The sequence below is a fragment of the Nocardia sp. CWNU-33 genome, from assembly GCF_046764895.1.
Classification (GTDB): domain Bacteria; phylum Actinomycetota; class Actinomycetes; order Mycobacteriales; family Mycobacteriaceae; genus Nocardia.
This window is the reverse complement of the sequence record NZ_JBKOQN010000012.1, coordinates 48,042-63,332: the sequence shown is the minus strand read 5'-3', so window position 1 is coordinate 63,332 and position 15,291 is coordinate 48,042. Positions and strand designations below refer to the sequence as shown.

At 65.9% G+C, this 15,291-nt stretch carries 16 protein-coding genes; 3 read left to right on the top strand and 13 right to left on the bottom strand.

Annotated elements, in window-relative coordinates; all coding sequences use genetic code 11:
- The first annotated feature begins 757 nt into the window (after window positions 1-757).
- Both ACLMAL_RS18470 and ACLMAL_RS18465 read left to right on the top strand, forming a co-directional pair.
- The gene (locus tag ACLMAL_RS18470) at window positions 758-2,146 is read left to right on the top strand and encodes a hypothetical protein (RefSeq protein ID WP_412000196.1); all 1,389 of its coding nucleotides are present in this window, start codon (window positions 758-760) and stop codon (window positions 2,144-2,146) included.
- Between the two features lie 278 nt (window positions 2,147-2,424).
- On the top strand, window positions 2,425-2,547 hold the full coding sequence (locus ACLMAL_RS18465) for a hypothetical protein (RefSeq protein WP_412000195.1): 123 nt from the start codon (window positions 2,425-2,427) through the stop codon (window positions 2,545-2,547).
- 275 nt (window positions 2,548-2,822) lie between these two features.
- On the opposite strand, the gene ACLMAL_RS18460 is transcribed toward ACLMAL_RS18465, so the two are convergent.
- Entirely contained in the window at window positions 2,823-2,969 is a 147-nt protein-coding gene (locus ACLMAL_RS18460) for a hypothetical protein (RefSeq protein ID WP_412000194.1), read from the bottom strand.
- A 9-nt stretch (window positions 2,970-2,978) separates the two neighbouring features.
- A complete protein-coding gene (locus tag ACLMAL_RS18455; protein ID WP_328404046.1) occupies window positions 2,979-3,404 on the bottom strand; it encodes a DUF1707 domain-containing protein in 426 nt (141 codons plus the stop codon).
- Window positions 3,405-3,736: 332 nt separating this feature from the next.
- Between ACLMAL_RS18455 and ACLMAL_RS18450 the strand changes: the two genes are divergently transcribed.
- Window positions 3,737-5,284 carry a long-chain-fatty-acid--CoA ligase gene (locus ACLMAL_RS18450; protein ID WP_412000308.1) on the top strand — a complete coding sequence of 516 codons (1,548 nt, stop codon included), beginning with the start codon at window positions 3,737-3,739 and terminating at the stop codon, window positions 5,282-5,284.
- Between the two features lie 73 nt (window positions 5,285-5,357).
- Here the strand turns inward: ACLMAL_RS18450 and ACLMAL_RS18445 are convergent, their stop codons facing one another.
- From ACLMAL_RS18445 to ACLMAL_RS18395, 11 genes are all read right to left on the bottom strand, one after another.
- The gene (locus ACLMAL_RS18445) at window positions 5,358-5,807 is read right to left on the bottom strand and encodes a DUF350 domain-containing protein (RefSeq protein ID WP_412000193.1); all 450 of its coding nucleotides are present in this window, start codon (window positions 5,805-5,807) and stop codon (window positions 5,358-5,360) included.
- A 28-nt stretch (window positions 5,808-5,835) separates the two neighbouring features.
- Window positions 5,836-6,999: a glutathionylspermidine synthase family protein gene (locus tag ACLMAL_RS18440; RefSeq protein ID WP_412000192.1), complete on the bottom strand. Its 1,164-nt coding sequence runs from the start codon at window positions 6,997-6,999 to the stop codon at window positions 5,836-5,838.
- Window positions 6,999-7,964: a hypothetical protein gene (locus ACLMAL_RS18435; RefSeq protein ID WP_412000191.1), complete on the bottom strand. Its 966-nt coding sequence runs from the start codon at window positions 7,962-7,964 to the stop codon at window positions 6,999-7,001. Before ACLMAL_RS18435 ends, ACLMAL_RS18440 begins: the two co-directional genes overlap by 1 nt.
- Before the next feature lie 32 nt (window positions 7,965-7,996).
- Window positions 7,997-8,302 carry an acylphosphatase gene (locus ACLMAL_RS18430; protein WP_406231563.1) on the bottom strand — a complete coding sequence of 102 codons (306 nt, stop codon included), beginning with the start codon at window positions 8,300-8,302 and terminating at the stop codon, window positions 7,997-7,999.
- A gap of 178 nt (window positions 8,303-8,480) precedes the next feature.
- Window positions 8,481-8,948, bottom strand: coding sequence for an OsmC family protein (locus ACLMAL_RS18425; RefSeq protein WP_328404054.1), 468 nt, complete (start codon window positions 8,946-8,948; stop codon window positions 8,481-8,483).
- A 262-nt stretch (window positions 8,949-9,210) separates the two neighbouring features.
- The gene (locus tag ACLMAL_RS18420; protein WP_328404056.1) at window positions 9,211-9,918 is read right to left on the bottom strand and encodes a response regulator; all 708 of its coding nucleotides are present in this window, start codon (window positions 9,916-9,918) and stop codon (window positions 9,211-9,213) included.
- 74 nt (window positions 9,919-9,992) lie between these two features.
- Window positions 9,993-12,821, bottom strand: a complete 2,829-nt coding sequence (locus tag ACLMAL_RS18415) for an ATP-binding protein (protein ID WP_412000190.1) — start codon at window positions 12,819-12,821, stop codon at window positions 9,993-9,995.
- Entirely contained in the window at window positions 12,818-12,988 is a 171-nt protein-coding gene (locus tag ACLMAL_RS18410; protein WP_412000189.1) for a hypothetical protein, read from the bottom strand. Before ACLMAL_RS18410 ends, ACLMAL_RS18415 begins: the two co-directional genes overlap by 4 nt.
- A 319-nt stretch (window positions 12,989-13,307) precedes the next feature.
- Window positions 13,308-13,745: a YbaB/EbfC family nucleoid-associated protein gene (locus ACLMAL_RS18405; protein ID WP_412000188.1), complete on the bottom strand. Its 438-nt coding sequence runs from the start codon at window positions 13,743-13,745 to the stop codon at window positions 13,308-13,310.
- A gap of 153 nt (window positions 13,746-13,898) precedes the next feature.
- Complete coding sequence (locus tag ACLMAL_RS18400) at window positions 13,899-14,120, bottom strand: hypothetical protein (RefSeq protein ID WP_412000187.1); 222 nt, start codon at window positions 14,118-14,120, stop codon at window positions 13,899-13,901.
- 16 nt (window positions 14,121-14,136) lie between these two features.
- The gene (locus ACLMAL_RS18395; protein ID WP_412000186.1) at window positions 14,137-15,015 is read right to left on the bottom strand and encodes an FHA domain-containing protein; all 879 of its coding nucleotides are present in this window, start codon (window positions 15,013-15,015) and stop codon (window positions 14,137-14,139) included.
- Window positions 15,016-15,291: the final 276 nt, after the last annotated feature.

The following is a 15,291-nucleotide window of genomic DNA, read 5'->3' as shown; positions in this document are numbered from 1 at the left end:
AGTCATGGTATCCGTCGCCGGCCGGTTACCCCGTCAGCGGGCGGGTACCACGCGGACGCGGCACACTCCGGTGCACGAGTTCTCCCCGATGCTGCAACCACAGACACAGGTAGGTTATCGAGTCGTCCCGGGATTTCCAGCATTTGGGTGTGCTCCAGGTTTGCCACGCAGGCGCGCCGACCGGTGGCGCTCGTCAGGCACGAGCGGTCACGGTAGTTCTGAATGCGGCCGGGTTTGGCCCGCACGCTGCTGGAATACTTCGAGAAGTTCGAGGCATCGTCGAAACCGAGCCGGTCGGCGATCTGCGCGACCGAATCCGACGCACGGGTCAGCAAGCGTCTGGCTTCGAGGACGACGGGTTCATCGATCAGCTGTTCGACGACAGGTGCAGCGCAACGTTCAGCCGGGTCCATCGTGATCCACTAGCGTCCCCCTGGTCGAAAACCTGAGGGCGCGCGCAACAAGGCGACCGGTGCGCCGTTGAATGTCCTTGTCACACACCATTTCACCGTCCGCGGCGGGCTCATCGTCCGCTCCGAACAGTCCGTCGACACCGCCCTTGTCGGCGATGGCGCGACAGTTCGGGAGAAGATCCGTCGAGCGGCACTCTCGACGGCGCGTTCCTCGACCTCGACGCCACTCTTACACCGGGCGCGTGACCGGCCGTCCGCAGTTCCGGCTTGTCCTGTCGCGATGCCCGGGCGACGCATACGATCCACTCTGATCGCCCGCCGGAATCTATTTGGGAGCACAGAGGATGCCAGCCCCCTCGGCCGCAACCATCGTGGTGCTACGGCTTGCCCGGATCACCGCGCTGGTGCTCGGCAGCCTGCTGTTCCTCTATGCGTGCGAGTTCGGCGACAGCTCGGAATCGACGAGCTGGTGGGTGCAAGTCGGCATTGCGACCGGGTTGGGGATCACGGGCCTTGTCGCAGGATATTTCCAGATCACGGTGGCGCAGCGGGTCGGGGAGCACGAGTTCCTGATCACCTCCGGGGGACGGTCCGTGCGCGCCAGTATCGTCACCTCGGGAAATCTGGTCTTCCACGGACACGACCGCGGTGGCCCGGATCCGGAATACGAATGGACCTGGACCTTCCGCCCCACCTCCTTCCCCGCCATTCGGGCGGCACTCGGCGGCGGCAACGGCGATCTGCTCGCCCTCCTCGAGGACACCATCCCCGAACTCGACCACCACTGCCGCCAGGATCCAGGAGCCTGGTTACGCCACCACGGCATCCCGGCCCGCTACCGCGAGAAGGGCGTCGACCCCGCGCATGCCACTCGTAAACTGCCGGTCATCAAACCCGTGCTGCCCCAGCCCATTTCGTCCAGTCACGATCGGTCGTCGGCAGCACGACGCGACAATTGGACAACCGCGGCCCGTCCCACCTCGGTAGCATCCCACCGCGACAACGCCGCCGCCGCACACCGCGACAAAGCGTCGACATCGCACCGCGATCGTTCATCGATGTCCCGCCGCAGCAAGACAGCACCGGCACGTCAGGACGAGTCGCCGACTTCGCACCGCGCCCAAGCATCTCCGTCACACCGCAATCAACATGCGCCGTCGGACGACGACCAACCCGCACCGGTACACCCCGACCGACCGCCGACTCGCCGCAGCCTGCCATCGCCCGCTATTCGCGAGCAGTCACCATCGTTGTACGAGCCGCCCCCGCGATCGCATCGCGATCGGCGGTCATCGCCGCACCGCGACCTACCTCCGCCGCCCCCGCACAGTCGAGCATCTCGATCACACCGCGACGTACCACGGCCGTCATGGGACGACGAGCCGTCGGGCGCGCACGACATCGACGTACCGCACGTATTCCCGCACGAACCGCCGGACAGACGCTGGAACGAATCGCAGGCCCGACACCGTGGCGAGCCATCGAACCAACAGTGGGACGAGCCTTCCGACACATACGGACGCGCACCTTCCGACGCACAGTGGACCGAATCGCCACCGCCGAACCAGCCCCGAGCATTTGACCGACACTGGAACGAACCGCAGGCCGCACGCTGGAGCGAGTCGCCGAGCCGACACTGGGACGAACCATCCGACACATACCGACACCCACCCTCCGACGCACAATGGACCGAACCGCACCCGAACCAGCCCCGAGACCGTCCAGCCCGGTAGCCCGCTGCTACCCGACATCCTGCCCGCCGTGACCGAATCGCCACGCATGACCGTCGGTGTGCTCGCGTGGTCTGCGGCCGCGGCAACGCCGCCCGCAATCAGGGTGCCGGTGCCGGACTGGATGTCGGTGCCGGTGCCGGACCCGGTATCGGTGCGGCGGACGGCGATGTCGGTGTCCCGGGTGCGGGAACGTTGCGACCGGGCGGGCCGGGGCGGTCGGGCGGCGGGTTTCCGCGCTCGAACCTATGCCTGCCCGGTTGGTCACCTCGCTCGGAACGATGACCGGCAGCCATGTGGTGTCCGCCGTGGTGATGATCCCGGTGGCCGCCGACAGCCAGCCCCGCACCGAATCCGACACCCCCGATCAGGACTGCCGCGACCACGGCGGTCGCAGCCTGTAGCGGCCGTGCTGCCCGCCGGCCTCCCGCGAGCCGTATCGGCCACTTGCGATTCGCTGCCGGAGCCGCCGCTGCGACTGCTGGATTCGTCTGCCGCTCCGAGCTGCTGTGCTCGGCACTCTCATCTTGTGTCATGACTGCGCCCTCAGTGTGAAGCTTCCCGACCTGGCACTCGACGCTACGAGCGAACGGTGGGACAGCCCTGGGGATCAGGTGGGCAAGTGCTGTGAGTTCGGCTCGCGACCGACACGCGGCGAATCAGCCGGGGCCGCGACCGTTCAGACCTGCGCGTGCGTTGTTCCGACGGTGACCGCGCGAGTCGCGAGCCGGACGCCGATGGGCCCGAGCAGCAGACCGAGGACGCCGAACACGATGTGCACGGTCAGCAGCGCCGGATGGCACGGCGCTGTCGGATCGCCGGGCATGGCGGCGTCTCAGCTCGTTCGGCGACCGAAGCGGCCGGACTCGAAACCGGCCAACACGCGAAAGGCGAGGACCGCGCCCCACGGACCGATCACCCATATGGGCCAGGGGTAGGTGAACTCGCCAACGCTGAGCGAGATAGCACCCCAGATGGCCAGGACGAGCACGCTGACCCCGAGCCAGGAGGTGCCCTCGATCTGCTGCCAGATCGGGAACCTGGCCGGCGCCTGGGCCCGAGCCGATGACTCTTTCGAGAGCTTGGGCAGGTCCGACAGCACCAACTGCAGGTCGTCGCGGGTGGCGGTGGCGTAGACGCGCGCGACTCGCTGGTCGTACTCGACCAGGTCGATGCGGCCGTCCGCCAGATGCCTGCTGAGCAGCTTCACGACCTTGTCACGCTCCGCGTCGGAAGCCCGAGTTCCAGGTGAGATTTCCATTTCCAGGTCCTAACGACGAGTTCCATACTCCACAGTGGAAGGTGACATAAGAATGCACCCTCCAATGTGGAATGTCAAGGGTGTCGAAGGCGCGAGAGCGACAACAAGCTCACACCGAAGTGGCCCGACCACGCGACGTGCGGAAGTTCCGCCCGTTTCGGCGTGCACAGCACCGCCCACCAGGGCAGACGGCCGCCGCCGCGACAGCCGAGTCGACTATTGCGCCAGTGGCCTGGGTCACGTTAGACTCCCGCCACCTAAGTGAATATCGATTAACCATCTCCGGGATGCGGCCACGCCGTAAGGCCGCGCAATCGGCAAGTAAGGAAACGATGTATCTCACCCAGTCGCTGCATCGCGCGATGCAGCAGCGCCCGGATTCGATCGCCACCATCTTCGGTGATCGGGTTCGCACGGTGGCCGAATCCCACAACCGCATTGCCCGGTTCGCCGGCGCGCTCCGCAATCTCGGTGTGCGGCAGGGCGATCGGGTCGCCATCCTGGCGTTGAACTCCGACCGCTATCACGAATACTTCTTCGCGGTGCCGTGGCTCGGCGCGGTGGTCAACCCGGTCAATATTCGCTGGAGTCCCGCGGAAATCGTGTACTCCCTACGGGATTCGGACACCAGGGTGCTGCTTGTCGACGACGCGTTCGCGCAGGCGATCGGGCCGATCCTGGCGGAGTTCCCGGAGTTGCGCACGGTGATCTTTATCGGCGACGGCGTGCAACCGGCGGGAACCCTCGATTACGAAACGCTGATCGCGGAAAGCGAGCCGGTCGAAGACGTTCGGGTCGGCGGTGACGAACTGCTCGGTGTGTTCTACACCGGCGGGACGACCGGCTTCCCCAAGGGCGTCATGTTGAGTCATGCCAACGTCGTCACCTCGGCGCTCGGCTCGCTCGCCACCAACCATGTCATCTCCATCGGCGGTCGATTGCTGCACGCCGCCCCTATGTTCCACCTCGCCGACTTCGCGGTCTGGGGGTGCGGCAACTTGGCGGGCTCGACGCACGTCATCGTCCCGATGTTCACGCCCGCCGGTGTGCTGCAGGCCATCTCGGAGCACCAGGTCACCGACGGACTGCTGGTGCCGACGATGATCCAGATGCTTGTCGACGACCCTGCGGCGGCGGATGTCGATCTCAGCAGCGTCGAGCACCTCGTCTACGGTGCGTCCCCGATCTCCGAATCGGTCCTCGCCAAAGCGCGCAAGACCTTCCCGGCCGCCGAGTTCACCCAGGCATACGGCATGACCGAGTTGTCGCCGATCGCGACCCTGCTCTCCCCCGCCGACCACGACGATCCGGTGCTGGCCAAAACAACGGGCCGCGCCGCACCGCACGTGGAGATCCGGATCGTGGACGTTGACGACAACGAAGTTCCGCGCGGCACCGTCGGTGAGGTTGTCGTCAAGGGCGCCAACGTGATGCTCGGCTACTGGAACAAGCCGGAGGACACCACCGAGGCGATCCGCGATGGCTGGATGCACACCGGCGACGGCGGCCGCATGGACGACAACGGCTACATCTCCGTCGTCGACCGCCTCAAGGACATGATCATCACCGGCGGCGAGAACGTCTACAGCATCGAGGTCGAGAACGCACTGGCCAAGCACCCCGCCGTCGCGACGTGCGCGGTCATCGGCATCCCCGACGACCAGTGGGGCGAACGCGTCCACGCGGTCGTCGTCCTCCTACCCGACCGGCAAACAACCCCCGACGAACTCACCATCCACTGCAAACAATTGATCGCCAACTACAAAATCCCCCGCAGCATCGAATTCGCCGACGCCCTCCCCATGTCCGGCGCCGGCAAAATCCTCAAACGCGACCTCCGCCAGCGCTACTGGGACGCCGACGGCAGCCAAGTCTCGTAAAGACTTCCGACGAGTGGCACATGGCGGCGCGAAAGGCCGAGAAGGCCCTCCCTCGGTGTGCCACTCGTCATGGCTAGAGGATGGCGAACGCGACGACCAGGCCGAGGGCGAGGTGGGCGGCGGCTACGACGAGCACTTCGGTGGTGTAGGTGTCGGCGTGCAGGGCTGCGCCGATGTCGATGCCGAGGGCACGTTCGATGACGCGGACCGAGATGACCTGCGCGATGATGCCGACAAGCCCGTAGACGAGGGCGGCGATCAGGCCCTCGGACAGTTTGCCCGCCGAGGCGTAGGTGGCCAGAACCACGATGAGGGCCATGCTGACCATGCCGGCGGCGGTGACGATGATGGCGTTGGGCTTACCCTCGGCCACCAGCGTGCGCAGTTTGCCGGGGGTGGTCAGGTCGATGGCGTAGAAGCCGACGAGCATGAGGGCCAGCCCGACAATGGCATAGAGGACGATCGCCCCTACGCCCTCGCCGAGCGAGTTCCAGTACCCCGATTCGAGGGCAACTGCGGTCATCATGGTCCTTCCGAGGTGAAGTGAATGGTCAGCTGATGATGCGGTGCGGGACGAACGCCGAGCCGTCGTCGGTGATAAGACCGGCCGTTTCACGGATGCCGAGCCCCGCGGCGGTGTCACCGACGATCCACGCGCCGAGCACCGGACGCATATCGTCGAATTCCGGGAGCGGGTCGAGCAATTGGTAGACGAAGCCTTCTTCGCCGTAAACACCACCGGTGGCCGTCTCAAGGCCGGCGCCGACGATCGTCATATTCGCGCCTTCGCGGCCGAGCTTCGGTTTGCGGATGTATTCGGTGAGCTCGTTGGGTTGATCGAGGTAGGCGGGCAACAGGTTCGGGTGACCGGGGTACATCTCCCACAGCACAGCGAGGATCGCTTTATTGCTGAGCAGCGTCTTCCACAGTGGTTCGATCCACATGGTCTGCGGCAGGCTCTCGACGACCCGCTTGCCGAAATCGTCGTCGAGCACCCACTCCCACGGGTAGAGCTTGAAGATCGCATCGATGGGGGACTCGGCCAGATCCACGAAGCGGTCGAGGTCGGTGTCGACACCGACCTCTTCGATCGGCAGCGCGATGGTGTCGAATCCGGCCTCCGCGGCAGTCTCCTGCATGTAGGCCGTGGTGACATTGTCCTCACCGGTGGCGTCCGCGGAGGACCAGGTGAAATGCAGTTGCGGTGATGGCAGGGTGTCACGCAACTCGGTCCAGCGCTCGACGAGTTTCTCGTGCAAGGAGTTCCACTGGTCGCCACCCGGGTACAGCGCGGTCAGCCAGTGCCACTGCACAATTGCCGCCTCCAGTAGCGAGGTCGGCGTATCGGCGTTGTACTCCAACAGTTTTGCCGGACGTCGTGCGTCATAGCGCAGGTCGAAGCGGCCGTAGACGTGCGGGTCGCTGCGCCGCCAGGATTCGGCGATCGGACCCCAACTCCATTCGGGCAGACCGAAATCCTTGAACCGCTCGGTGAGCACAATGTGCTCGACCGCGTTCAGACACATCGAATGCAGCAGCTCGACATCGGCCTCCAGCGCGAGGATCTCCGACATCTCGAACTCGTAGTGCACCGATTCGTCCCAGTAGGGCCGAGGCTGGCCACTGGCATCGCGCCCCGGCGAGCCGTAGACCAGCCCCTGCTCCTCGGTGATCTGCCGCCAGCCCTGCCGTGGCGTACTGCGCACGCGCCGCATTACGATCCGCTTCCGCTCTTGCTGCTGCTGCCGAGGCCGCCGCGCTGAATGCTGGCGCCGCTCTTGGTCTTGATGTCGGCGCCCTTGGGCTGAATGGTGGTGCCGCCCGTCGGCGGCTTGCCGACCGAGTTGTTGCCGCCGTAGTAGTACCGGTACTGGCTGCCGTTGTAGATGAAGATGCCGTTGAGACCACTGTGACCGCCGCTGGAACTGGCCGACGCTTTGTCGCAGAGATCATCGTCGACGACGACCTCTTTGCCGTTCTGATCGATCTGAGTACAGTACGCGGTCACCTGATCGGGCTTGGTGAGCGCACGGTAGGCGAGATAACCACCGCCGACCAGTCCTGCGACACCGACAATCGCGACACCACCGATCAGCATCCGCTTGCGTGTGCGCTTCTTGGCCTCCTCGGCGGCCGCGGCAGCACGCTGCTCTTCCTCGGCCCGCTTGCGCGCTTTGTCCCGCGCTCGCGCCTCGGCCACCGTCGGCGGACGCGGCTGGGTGACGCCCGGCTCCTGCCGCTGAATGCTGCCGGGCCGCGGCGGTGTCGAGAAACGACGCTGCCCCTGGTCGGCCGGCGGGTAGCCGGGCGAGGGCGAACCCGCTTCCTGGGCTCCGGAATCCGATCCCGTCGGCGTCGCGGCGGCAGGATCGGGTCCTGAATATTCCGCGAGTGTCGGTGTATCCCCTTGCGGCACAGCCGTTTCCGGCGAATACTCGGCTAGCGTCGGAGGCTGCGGCTCGGGCTCGATGTGCTCTGCGAGCGTCGGCACGTCCGGTTGCGACTCAGAGGTATCCGGCGTCTCCGATCGGGATCCATGCACAGATTCGGAATCGGCGGGTGGGCGAGTGGGATCCGGTGTCGCGGGTGGGGTGGGCGCGGGCGTACCAGAGGTCGGATCGGGGTCGCCGGAAGCAGGCCGGTCGCCGCGGTGACCGCTGCCCGGATCCTGCGTACTCAACGATCACTCCCCTTGGTCGCCGCTAGCACCACTCAACGCTCCTCGAATCCGGTCAAATCGCCCCGCGGGGCGTCCCAGCTTTCCACAACGAGGTCCACCCGGCCAGGCGTATCCCCGGAACGCAGCAAATCGAGCAGTCGCACGCAGTCGCGCCGTGGCCCCTCGGCCACCACGTGCACGCGGCCGTCGCGGGCGTTGGTCGCATGCCCGACCAGGCCGAGTTCCAGCGCGCGTGCCCGGGTCCACCAGCGGAATCCGACACCCTGCACCCAGCCGTGCACCCAGGCGCTGAGTCGAGCGACCTCGGACGCTGCGTCGACATGCGATGTTTCGCTCATCGGGCTTCAGGTGTCGGTGCAACAGCCAGGACAGACACCCGAACCCGGCGGGCGCGGATCCGCATTGCCCGATCGAATCTCATCCAGCCTCCAGCATCTCCTCGCCGATACCCGCACCGGACGATACCGATAGTCGTCGCGCAATCGCCTGACCGGACATCGAGGGGCCCGGCGCGGCTCACCCCTCGACGTCGAAGGACAACGTCACCTTGGTGCCTGCCTTCAAGGTCCGGCCGACGGTGCACACCTTGTCGATGGCGCGCTGCACGGTCACCAGCAGCCGCTCGCGGGCCTGCTCGTCGAGCTCGCTGAGGTCGAGTTCGAAGATCTCGTCCAGTTGCGGGTACACCTCGTTTTCGCGATCGGCGTCGCCGGAGACCCGAATGGTCGCGTCGAAGTTGTCGCCGAGCTTGCGCGAGAGCGGGAAGTCCGCGCTCAGACCCGAGCACGCGGCCAAGGCGATCTTCAGCAGCTCGCCAGGAGTGAAGGCGCCGGGCACACCCTGTGAGGCGATCAACACCTCGGCGCCGCGCGAGCTACGGCCGGTGTAGGCCCGGGTCCCGGTGCGCTCGACCCACAGGGCGGTCTCCCCTGGCGCGGTCGGTGCGGTGATCTGGGGCGCGGGTGCAACGGTCTGCTCAGACATGGTTTCGATCCTGCCATCCTCGTCGGAAACGGAGCACGCCTGGCAACGCCCCGACGCCCGCCCGCATTCCACACCGCGTGCCCGTCACACCACGCTGCGGCGTCTTGTGTCGAGTTGCGCCCCGCCGCGGCCGCCCGGAAATATGCGGATCCGTGTCCGGGGTGTGCGACGCGGGACACAGCCCGCGCCCAGGACGCGCATCCTTCCCAGGGCGTCGGGTGCGGGCCCCCGAGCTGGGTGCCGCGGTCCCTGGACGCGGTGGCTACTCCTGGAAACGGTAGCCCATACCCGCTTCGGTCAGCAGATGTTTGGGGTGCGAGGGGTCTACTTCCAGTTTGCGGCGCAGCTGCGCCAAATAGACACGGAGGTAATGGGTTTCGGTGGCATAGGACGGACCCCAGACCTCACGCAGCAGCTCCTTGCGGCCGACGAGTTTGCCGCGATTGCGGACGAGCATTTCGAGCATGCCCCATTCGGTGGGCGTGAGGTGCACGGTCTCGCCGTTCTTGGTGACCTTCTTGGCGGCGAGGTCGACGGTGAACGAGGACGTCACCACCACCGGGTCGCCCGTTTCGCCGTCGGTGGCGCCGCGGCGGACGGCGGCGCGCAGCCTGGCCAGCAGTTCATCCATCCCGAACGGCTTGGTGACGTAATCGTCAGCGCCCGCGTCCAGCGCCTCCACCTTGTCCGCCGAATCGGTGCGCGCGGACAGCACGATCACCGGCGTCTGGGTCCAGCCACGCAGACCCGCCAGCACCTCGATGCCATCCATATCCGGCAGCCCGAGATCCAGGATCACCACATCGGGATGTTTGTCGGCCGCCGCGCGCAAGGCCGCAGCACCCGTCGGCGCGGTGATCACTTCATATCCGCGCACCGACAGGTTGATCCGCAGCGCACGCACGATCTGCGGTTCGTCGTCGACCACCAGCACCCTGGTCGCAGGCGCTTCCTGCTTCTTGTCGGTCATTGCGGCTTCCTGTGTCGTGTGGGCTGCGGCGCCGGCGTCGACCACAGTGCCACCGTCGATTACGTTCGCTGTCATCATCGGCCCCCGGCCTCATGATCGTCGGCAGGTACATCAATACGTGTCGCAAGTCGGTGATCCGTAGTCCGGTCTGCGGGCGGATCACCCGGCCCGCGATCGTCGGTCACCGGATCGACACGCACGCCCGAGCCGACATTCATCGCAGGCTCGGCATGCAAGGGATCGCATCTCGGCACGCCGACCTCGGATGTCGAATCGGCATCCGCAGATCGCCCAACCACTGCTCGATCGGCGGACGCACCCGGCCCGGGCGGCGAGGTCGGTTGGGCGGGTCGGGAATCCGAGTGCTCGACCGCGGTGCGCCCAGCAGACGCGGCGTCCTGCGGCGGCCCAGTGGTGTCGGCGTCGGCAGATAGGTCGACGACCATCGTCAATCCGCCGCCCGGAGTCGGTTCGGCGTGCACTGTGCCGCCCATGGCCTCCACGAATCCGCGTACCACCGAAAGGCCGAGGCCGACACCGGTGGTGTTGTCCCGATCGCCGAGGCGTTGGAACGGTTCGAACAGCTGCTCCTCGGTGCCGGCCGGCACACCGGGACCGGCGTCGATCACCGCGATCGAGACACCGTCACCGGTGCTTTCGGCGGTCACTCGCACGGGGGTGTCGCGCGGCGAATGGCGCAGCGCGTTGTCGATCAGATTGGCAAGGACCCGTTCCAGCAGACCGCTGTCCGCCAGCACCGAGACCTCGCCGACCTCCACCTTCACCCGATCCATCGCCGCGCGCCGCAGCCCGCGTGTCCCCATCCCGACGCTCACCAGCGCCCGGTGCGCCACCTCGTCCATATACACCCGCCGCATTTGCGGGGTGATCACACCGACCGCCAGTCGCGACGAGTCGAGCAGATTGCCGACCAGCGCGGTCAGCTGGTCTACCGATTCCTCGATGGTTTCCAGCAATTCGGTGGTGTCCTCCGGAGAGAACTCGATGTCGTCACTACGCAGGCTGGAGACGGCGGCTTTGGCCCCGGCCAGCGGCGTACGCAGGTCGTGACTGACCGCGGACAGTAGCGCTCGCCGCAATCGATCGGCCTCCAGCAGCGCAGCCGACGCACTCGCCTCCTCGGCGAGCCGGGACTGGCGGACCAATCCCGCGGCCTGGTTGGCGACCGCATGCAGCACCGGCCGGTCGCCCGCGTCGAGCGTTCTGCCTGCGAGCAGCAACCAACTGGTGGTGTCGCCCGCCTCGATCGCGGTCTCGGCATCGGCAACCCGCTGTGGCGGCTCGACGCCGACCGCGGCGACCACCTGGCCGCCGGAGACCATGCTGACCGCGCGCAGGCCGAAGGTCTCCCGGACCTGCTCGAGCAGGTTGGGCAGATCCGCGCCGTGCAGGACAGCGCCCGCAAACATCGTCAGCAGCTGGGCCTGCCGGGAAGCCTTACGCGCCTGCCGGGTTCGCTTCGCCGCCACATCGACGAGTGCCGCCACCGCGACCGCGACGATGAGCAGCACCACCACGGTGACGAAACTGTCGGGTTCGGCGATGGTGAGGCTGTAGCGGGGATCGGCGAAGAACCAGTTCAACAGCAAACCGGAGAACAGCGCCGAAAATGCCGCTGGGACAACGCCTCCCAACAGCGCAACGGCGACGACGCCGATGAAGAACATCGCGCTCAGACCACCGAGCTCGAGCACGCCGTCGAGGAACGCGGCGCTGACCCCACACACGATGGCGGGCACCAGCACCGCGGCGAGCCAGGCGAGGACCGGTTGACGCGGCCAGAACGAGCGCCAGCGCAGGCCACGATTGGCCTCCTCGTGCGTCACCATGTGCACGTCGATCCGGCCCGACTGCTGCACCACCGACGACCCGATGCCTTCGTCGAAGATGCGCGCCCACCGCGAACGCCGGGAGGTACCGAGCACCAACTGGGTTGCGTTCACCTCGCGCGCGAATTCCAGCAGTGCCGTCGGCACGTTGTCACCGGTCACGGTGTGCAGACTGGCGTCGAGACTGGCGGCAAGCTCGCGCAACCGTGCCATCCGCTCGGTCGAAACCCCCACCAACCCATCGCCGCGCACGACGTGCACGAGCACGAGTTCGGCGCTCGACTTGGTGGCAATGCGACTTGCCCGGCGCACCACGGTCTCCGACTCCGGACCACCGGTCACCGCGACGACGACGCGTTCGCGGGCCTCCCACAATTCGGTGATCTTGTGATCGGCGCGGTATTTCGCGAGCGCCGAGTCGACCTGGTCGGCGAGCCACAGCAGCGCGAGTTCGCGCAGTGCGGTGAGGTTGCCGGGACGGAAGTAATTGCGCAACGCCGCGTCCACCTTCTCCGCGGCATAGACGTTGCCGTGAGACAGCCTGCGCCGCAGTGCCTCTGGCGTAATATCCACAAGTTCGACCTGGTCTGCGCTCCGCACCACCGCATCGGGCACCGTTTCGCGCTGCTGGATGCCGGTGATCTGTTCGACGACATCGTTGAGGCTCTCCAAGTGCTGAACATTGACCGTCGAGATGACGTCCATGCCGGCATCGAGCAACTCCTCGATGTCCTGCCAGCGCTTTTCGTGCTTGCTGCCCGGTGCATTGGTGTGCGCCAACTCGTCGACCAGCACCACCGCGGGATGCCTGCGCAGCACCGCCGCCACATCGAGTTCTGGGAAGCTCGACCCGCGATATTCGATCATCAAGGGCGGTATCCGCTCGATGCCCGCCAGCAACTCCGCGGTCTTGGCCCGACCATGGGTCTCGACTACCGCAGCTACCACGTCGCGACCGCGTTCGAGCCGCCGGTGAGCCTCGCCGAGCATGGCGAAGGTTTTGCCGACTCCCGGTGCCGCACCGAGGTAGATGCGAAGTTGCCCGCGTTTCACTCGTCCATCATCGCGCGCGACGGCGTACCACCGGTAACCCGTATTCGGCCCGTCGCCAGGTCGGTTTCCCACGAGCGGGCTTCGCGCCCGTTCGCCGTCCCCAGCGCGCGGATGGCCAACGCGCAACACACGAATCCGACGATCACCGCAACCGTGACAGCCGACATGAGTAAATCCTCTCCACAACCCGAACAAAGACCGGTTGCGCTGGATTGGTCCGCCTGGCCGGTGTTGTCGTTTCTACCTCGCGATCGCGCGATGAACTGGATCTTTACGGTGTGTTGACGGTATTGCGGCGCACCTTGACGGCATTCCTTCAGCTATCCCGGGCCGCAGCGTAAATGAATAGCGAAGGCGGGTGTGGTCGCCCAAGGAGTTGTAAGCAGCAGCGAACATCCGTGGTAGCACCTGCGCTTCGAGCGCATAGGCCGCGCCGATGTCGTTGTGCGTGGTCGGCGTCGATTTGCTGGGATATTCGCCGGTTCGTCAGTCGTCCGCTCGGGTTTCGGCGGCTTCGCGGAAGGCCGCACGGATGTCGCGCAGGCTCGGTGCGTCCGGGACGATATCGGGGAGATCCGCCATGCCGTCGACTTTGGCGGAGGTCTCGGCGATCAGCGCCTCGGCCCGCTGTTGCGCAGCACGCGCCGCCGCCTGTGTCGCTTCGGTGATGGACCGGCCGAGCTGCTCGGGTGTAGTGCGCATCGCCGCCATCGTCAGCTGTAGGTCACTGAGGACGCCCTGTGCATCCACTGTCACCACCACCAGCTGGTCGGGTGAAGTCGCTTGCACGCGCATGGTTTCCAGCTGACGATACGCTTCGACTACCCGAGCCTGGTGCTGTTCGTAGGCATCGAGGATGTCGTTGACCTGGTTGCGCAATCCATCGTTGACCGAGCGCAGGCCATCATGCGTCCACTCATCCATGGGGCGTCCTCCCTCGACCTCGGTGGCTTACCCGGCCCCGGTGGGGTTGGTGGCGACGATCCTCTCACGATCCTGCGCACCATGGCGCGGTCGACCGAAGTAGCCTTCGACCACTGAGTTCGCCGATACGCATCTGATTTGCACGGCGGCCACCTATTCGAGCCCGAGGGCACGCTGTATCCGGGCGGCCGTGTCCGGATCGACAGGACCGCTCGGCCGTGTGCGGCGCGGCTGTGGGTTCTGCTCGGCGAGCGGAAGAAGCTCTGCGTAGCGCGGGTCGTCGGGCCTGATTTGCGAGACACCGTCGTAGTAGACGCCCTCTTCGGTCCGTCCGCTGAACGGCAAAAGAATCGTTACGCCGTCCTCGGAAAGCATAGGTGTACCGGTCTTGTCATAGTGCGCTGTCAAAGTAAATTCTCACTTGTACGGCCAGATCTGGGCGGTTCACTGTAAATGTCCGCAACGCCTCCTCGCCGTAGCGCCATGCCTGAAATGCCTCGGCGAACGCTTCTTCTGGAGCGTCGAAATACGAGTTCCAACCATCCTTTCCGCGGAGGGCGGCCAGCAAAGCATCGTGCACGGCTTTCCACTCCTCACGATGACTGAGTGGAGGGCCTTCCCCAGCGTACGCGGCGTCAACAGCGTGGCCGAACTCGTGGAGAATCACACTGCTCGACGTATGGGGACCAGCGTTCACGAAGATCTTCCGCAATCCGGGAAAGTGCACACCGAGCATCTCATCCCAACTTCGGCCATCTTTAAAGGTGTCCATTGTCCTCGTGAACTCGATGCCAGGAAGCTGCGTCATCAGTCTGTCACCGATGATGATGCCACCACCGGTTACTTCCGTCAGATGGGCCATGACCTTGTCGTATATACGCTGAGGCACGAACCCCAAGTCGTGGAGCGCCGCCTGCACCGCAGGAGTGTTGTCGTACGCCGCAATCCCGTCGACAACCGGTCGCATTTCGAAATGTGCGACAGTCCCGAAATTGGAACCAAGCTCTATCGTGTCGCGGTGGCGCAGCGTCACTTTCTGATAAGGATCGATCGGACGGCCGTTGACCCTGGTTCCCTGCGCGAAGCCGTTGTCACGAATCCAAGTCCTCCCGTCGTGATCCACCCCAATGCTGGCGTGACCACCCGAGACACCTCGGGATCGGAGCTTGATCGAAAGTGCCGGATCCGCGGCCCCGATCAGTATTTCGGTGCCGCGCGGCACGGTAAGCAATGTCTCGCCCGCCAGCCACATCTTGACGGGCTCGCCCACGTTGCGCCTCTTGGGCACGGTATCGGGCTCCCGGTCACCGACACTGTCGTCCTCGCCGTCCGACTCGTCCCTCGGACTCTGCATACGCCGCAAACCCGCAGTATCGGGATCCTCCGAACCCGACCTACGCCGCAAACCCGCAGTGTCCGGATCCTCCGAACCCGACCTACGCCGCAAACCCGCAGTGTCCGGATCCTCCGAACCCGACCTACGCCGCAAACCCGCAGTGTCCGGATCCTCCGAACCCGACCTACGCCGCAAACCCGCAGTGTCCGG

Bases quoted from the DNA above. Each gene is read 5' to 3' on its own strand.
- ACLMAL_RS18470 (WP_412000196.1), top strand. From the start codon at position 758: ATGCCAGCCCCCTCGGCCGCAACCATCGTGGTGCTACGGCTTGCCCGG.
- ACLMAL_RS18465 (WP_412000195.1), top strand. From the start codon at position 2,425: ATGACCGGCAGCCATGTGGTGTCCGCCGTGGTGATGATCCCGGTGGCC.
- ACLMAL_RS18460 (WP_412000194.1), bottom strand. From the start codon at position 2,969: ATGCCCGGCGATCCGACAGCGCCGTGCCATCCGGCGCTGCTGACCGTG.
- ACLMAL_RS18455 (WP_328404046.1), bottom strand. From the start codon at position 3,404: ATGGAAATCTCACCTGGAACTCGGGCTTCCGACGCGGAGCGTGACAAG.
- ACLMAL_RS18450 (WP_412000308.1), top strand. From the start codon at position 3,737: ATGTATCTCACCCAGTCGCTGCATCGCGCGATGCAGCAGCGCCCGGAT.
- ACLMAL_RS18445 (WP_412000193.1), bottom strand. From the start codon at position 5,807: ATGACCGCAGTTGCCCTCGAATCGGGGTACTGGAACTCGCTCGGCGAG.
- ACLMAL_RS18440 (WP_412000192.1), bottom strand. From the start codon at position 6,999: ATGCGGCGCGTGCGCAGTACGCCACGGCAGGGCTGGCGGCAGATCACC.
- ACLMAL_RS18430 (WP_406231563.1), bottom strand. From the start codon at position 8,302: ATGAGCGAAACATCGCATGTCGACGCAGCGTCCGAGGTCGCTCGACTC.
- ACLMAL_RS18425 (WP_328404054.1), bottom strand. From the start codon at position 8,948: ATGTCTGAGCAGACCGTTGCACCCGCGCCCCAGATCACCGCACCGACC.
- ACLMAL_RS18420 (WP_328404056.1), bottom strand. From the start codon at position 9,918: ATGACCGACAAGAAGCAGGAAGCGCCTGCGACCAGGGTGCTGGTGGTC.
- ACLMAL_RS18410 (WP_412000189.1), bottom strand. From the start codon at position 12,988: ATGTCGGCTGTCACGGTTGCGGTGATCGTCGGATTCGTGTGTTGCGCG.
- ACLMAL_RS18405 (WP_412000188.1), bottom strand. From the start codon at position 13,745: ATGGATGAGTGGACGCATGATGGCCTGCGCTCGGTCAACGATGGATTG.
- ACLMAL_RS18400 (WP_412000187.1), bottom strand. From the start codon at position 14,120: ATGCTTTCCGAGGACGGCGTAACGATTCTTTTGCCGTTCAGCGGACGG.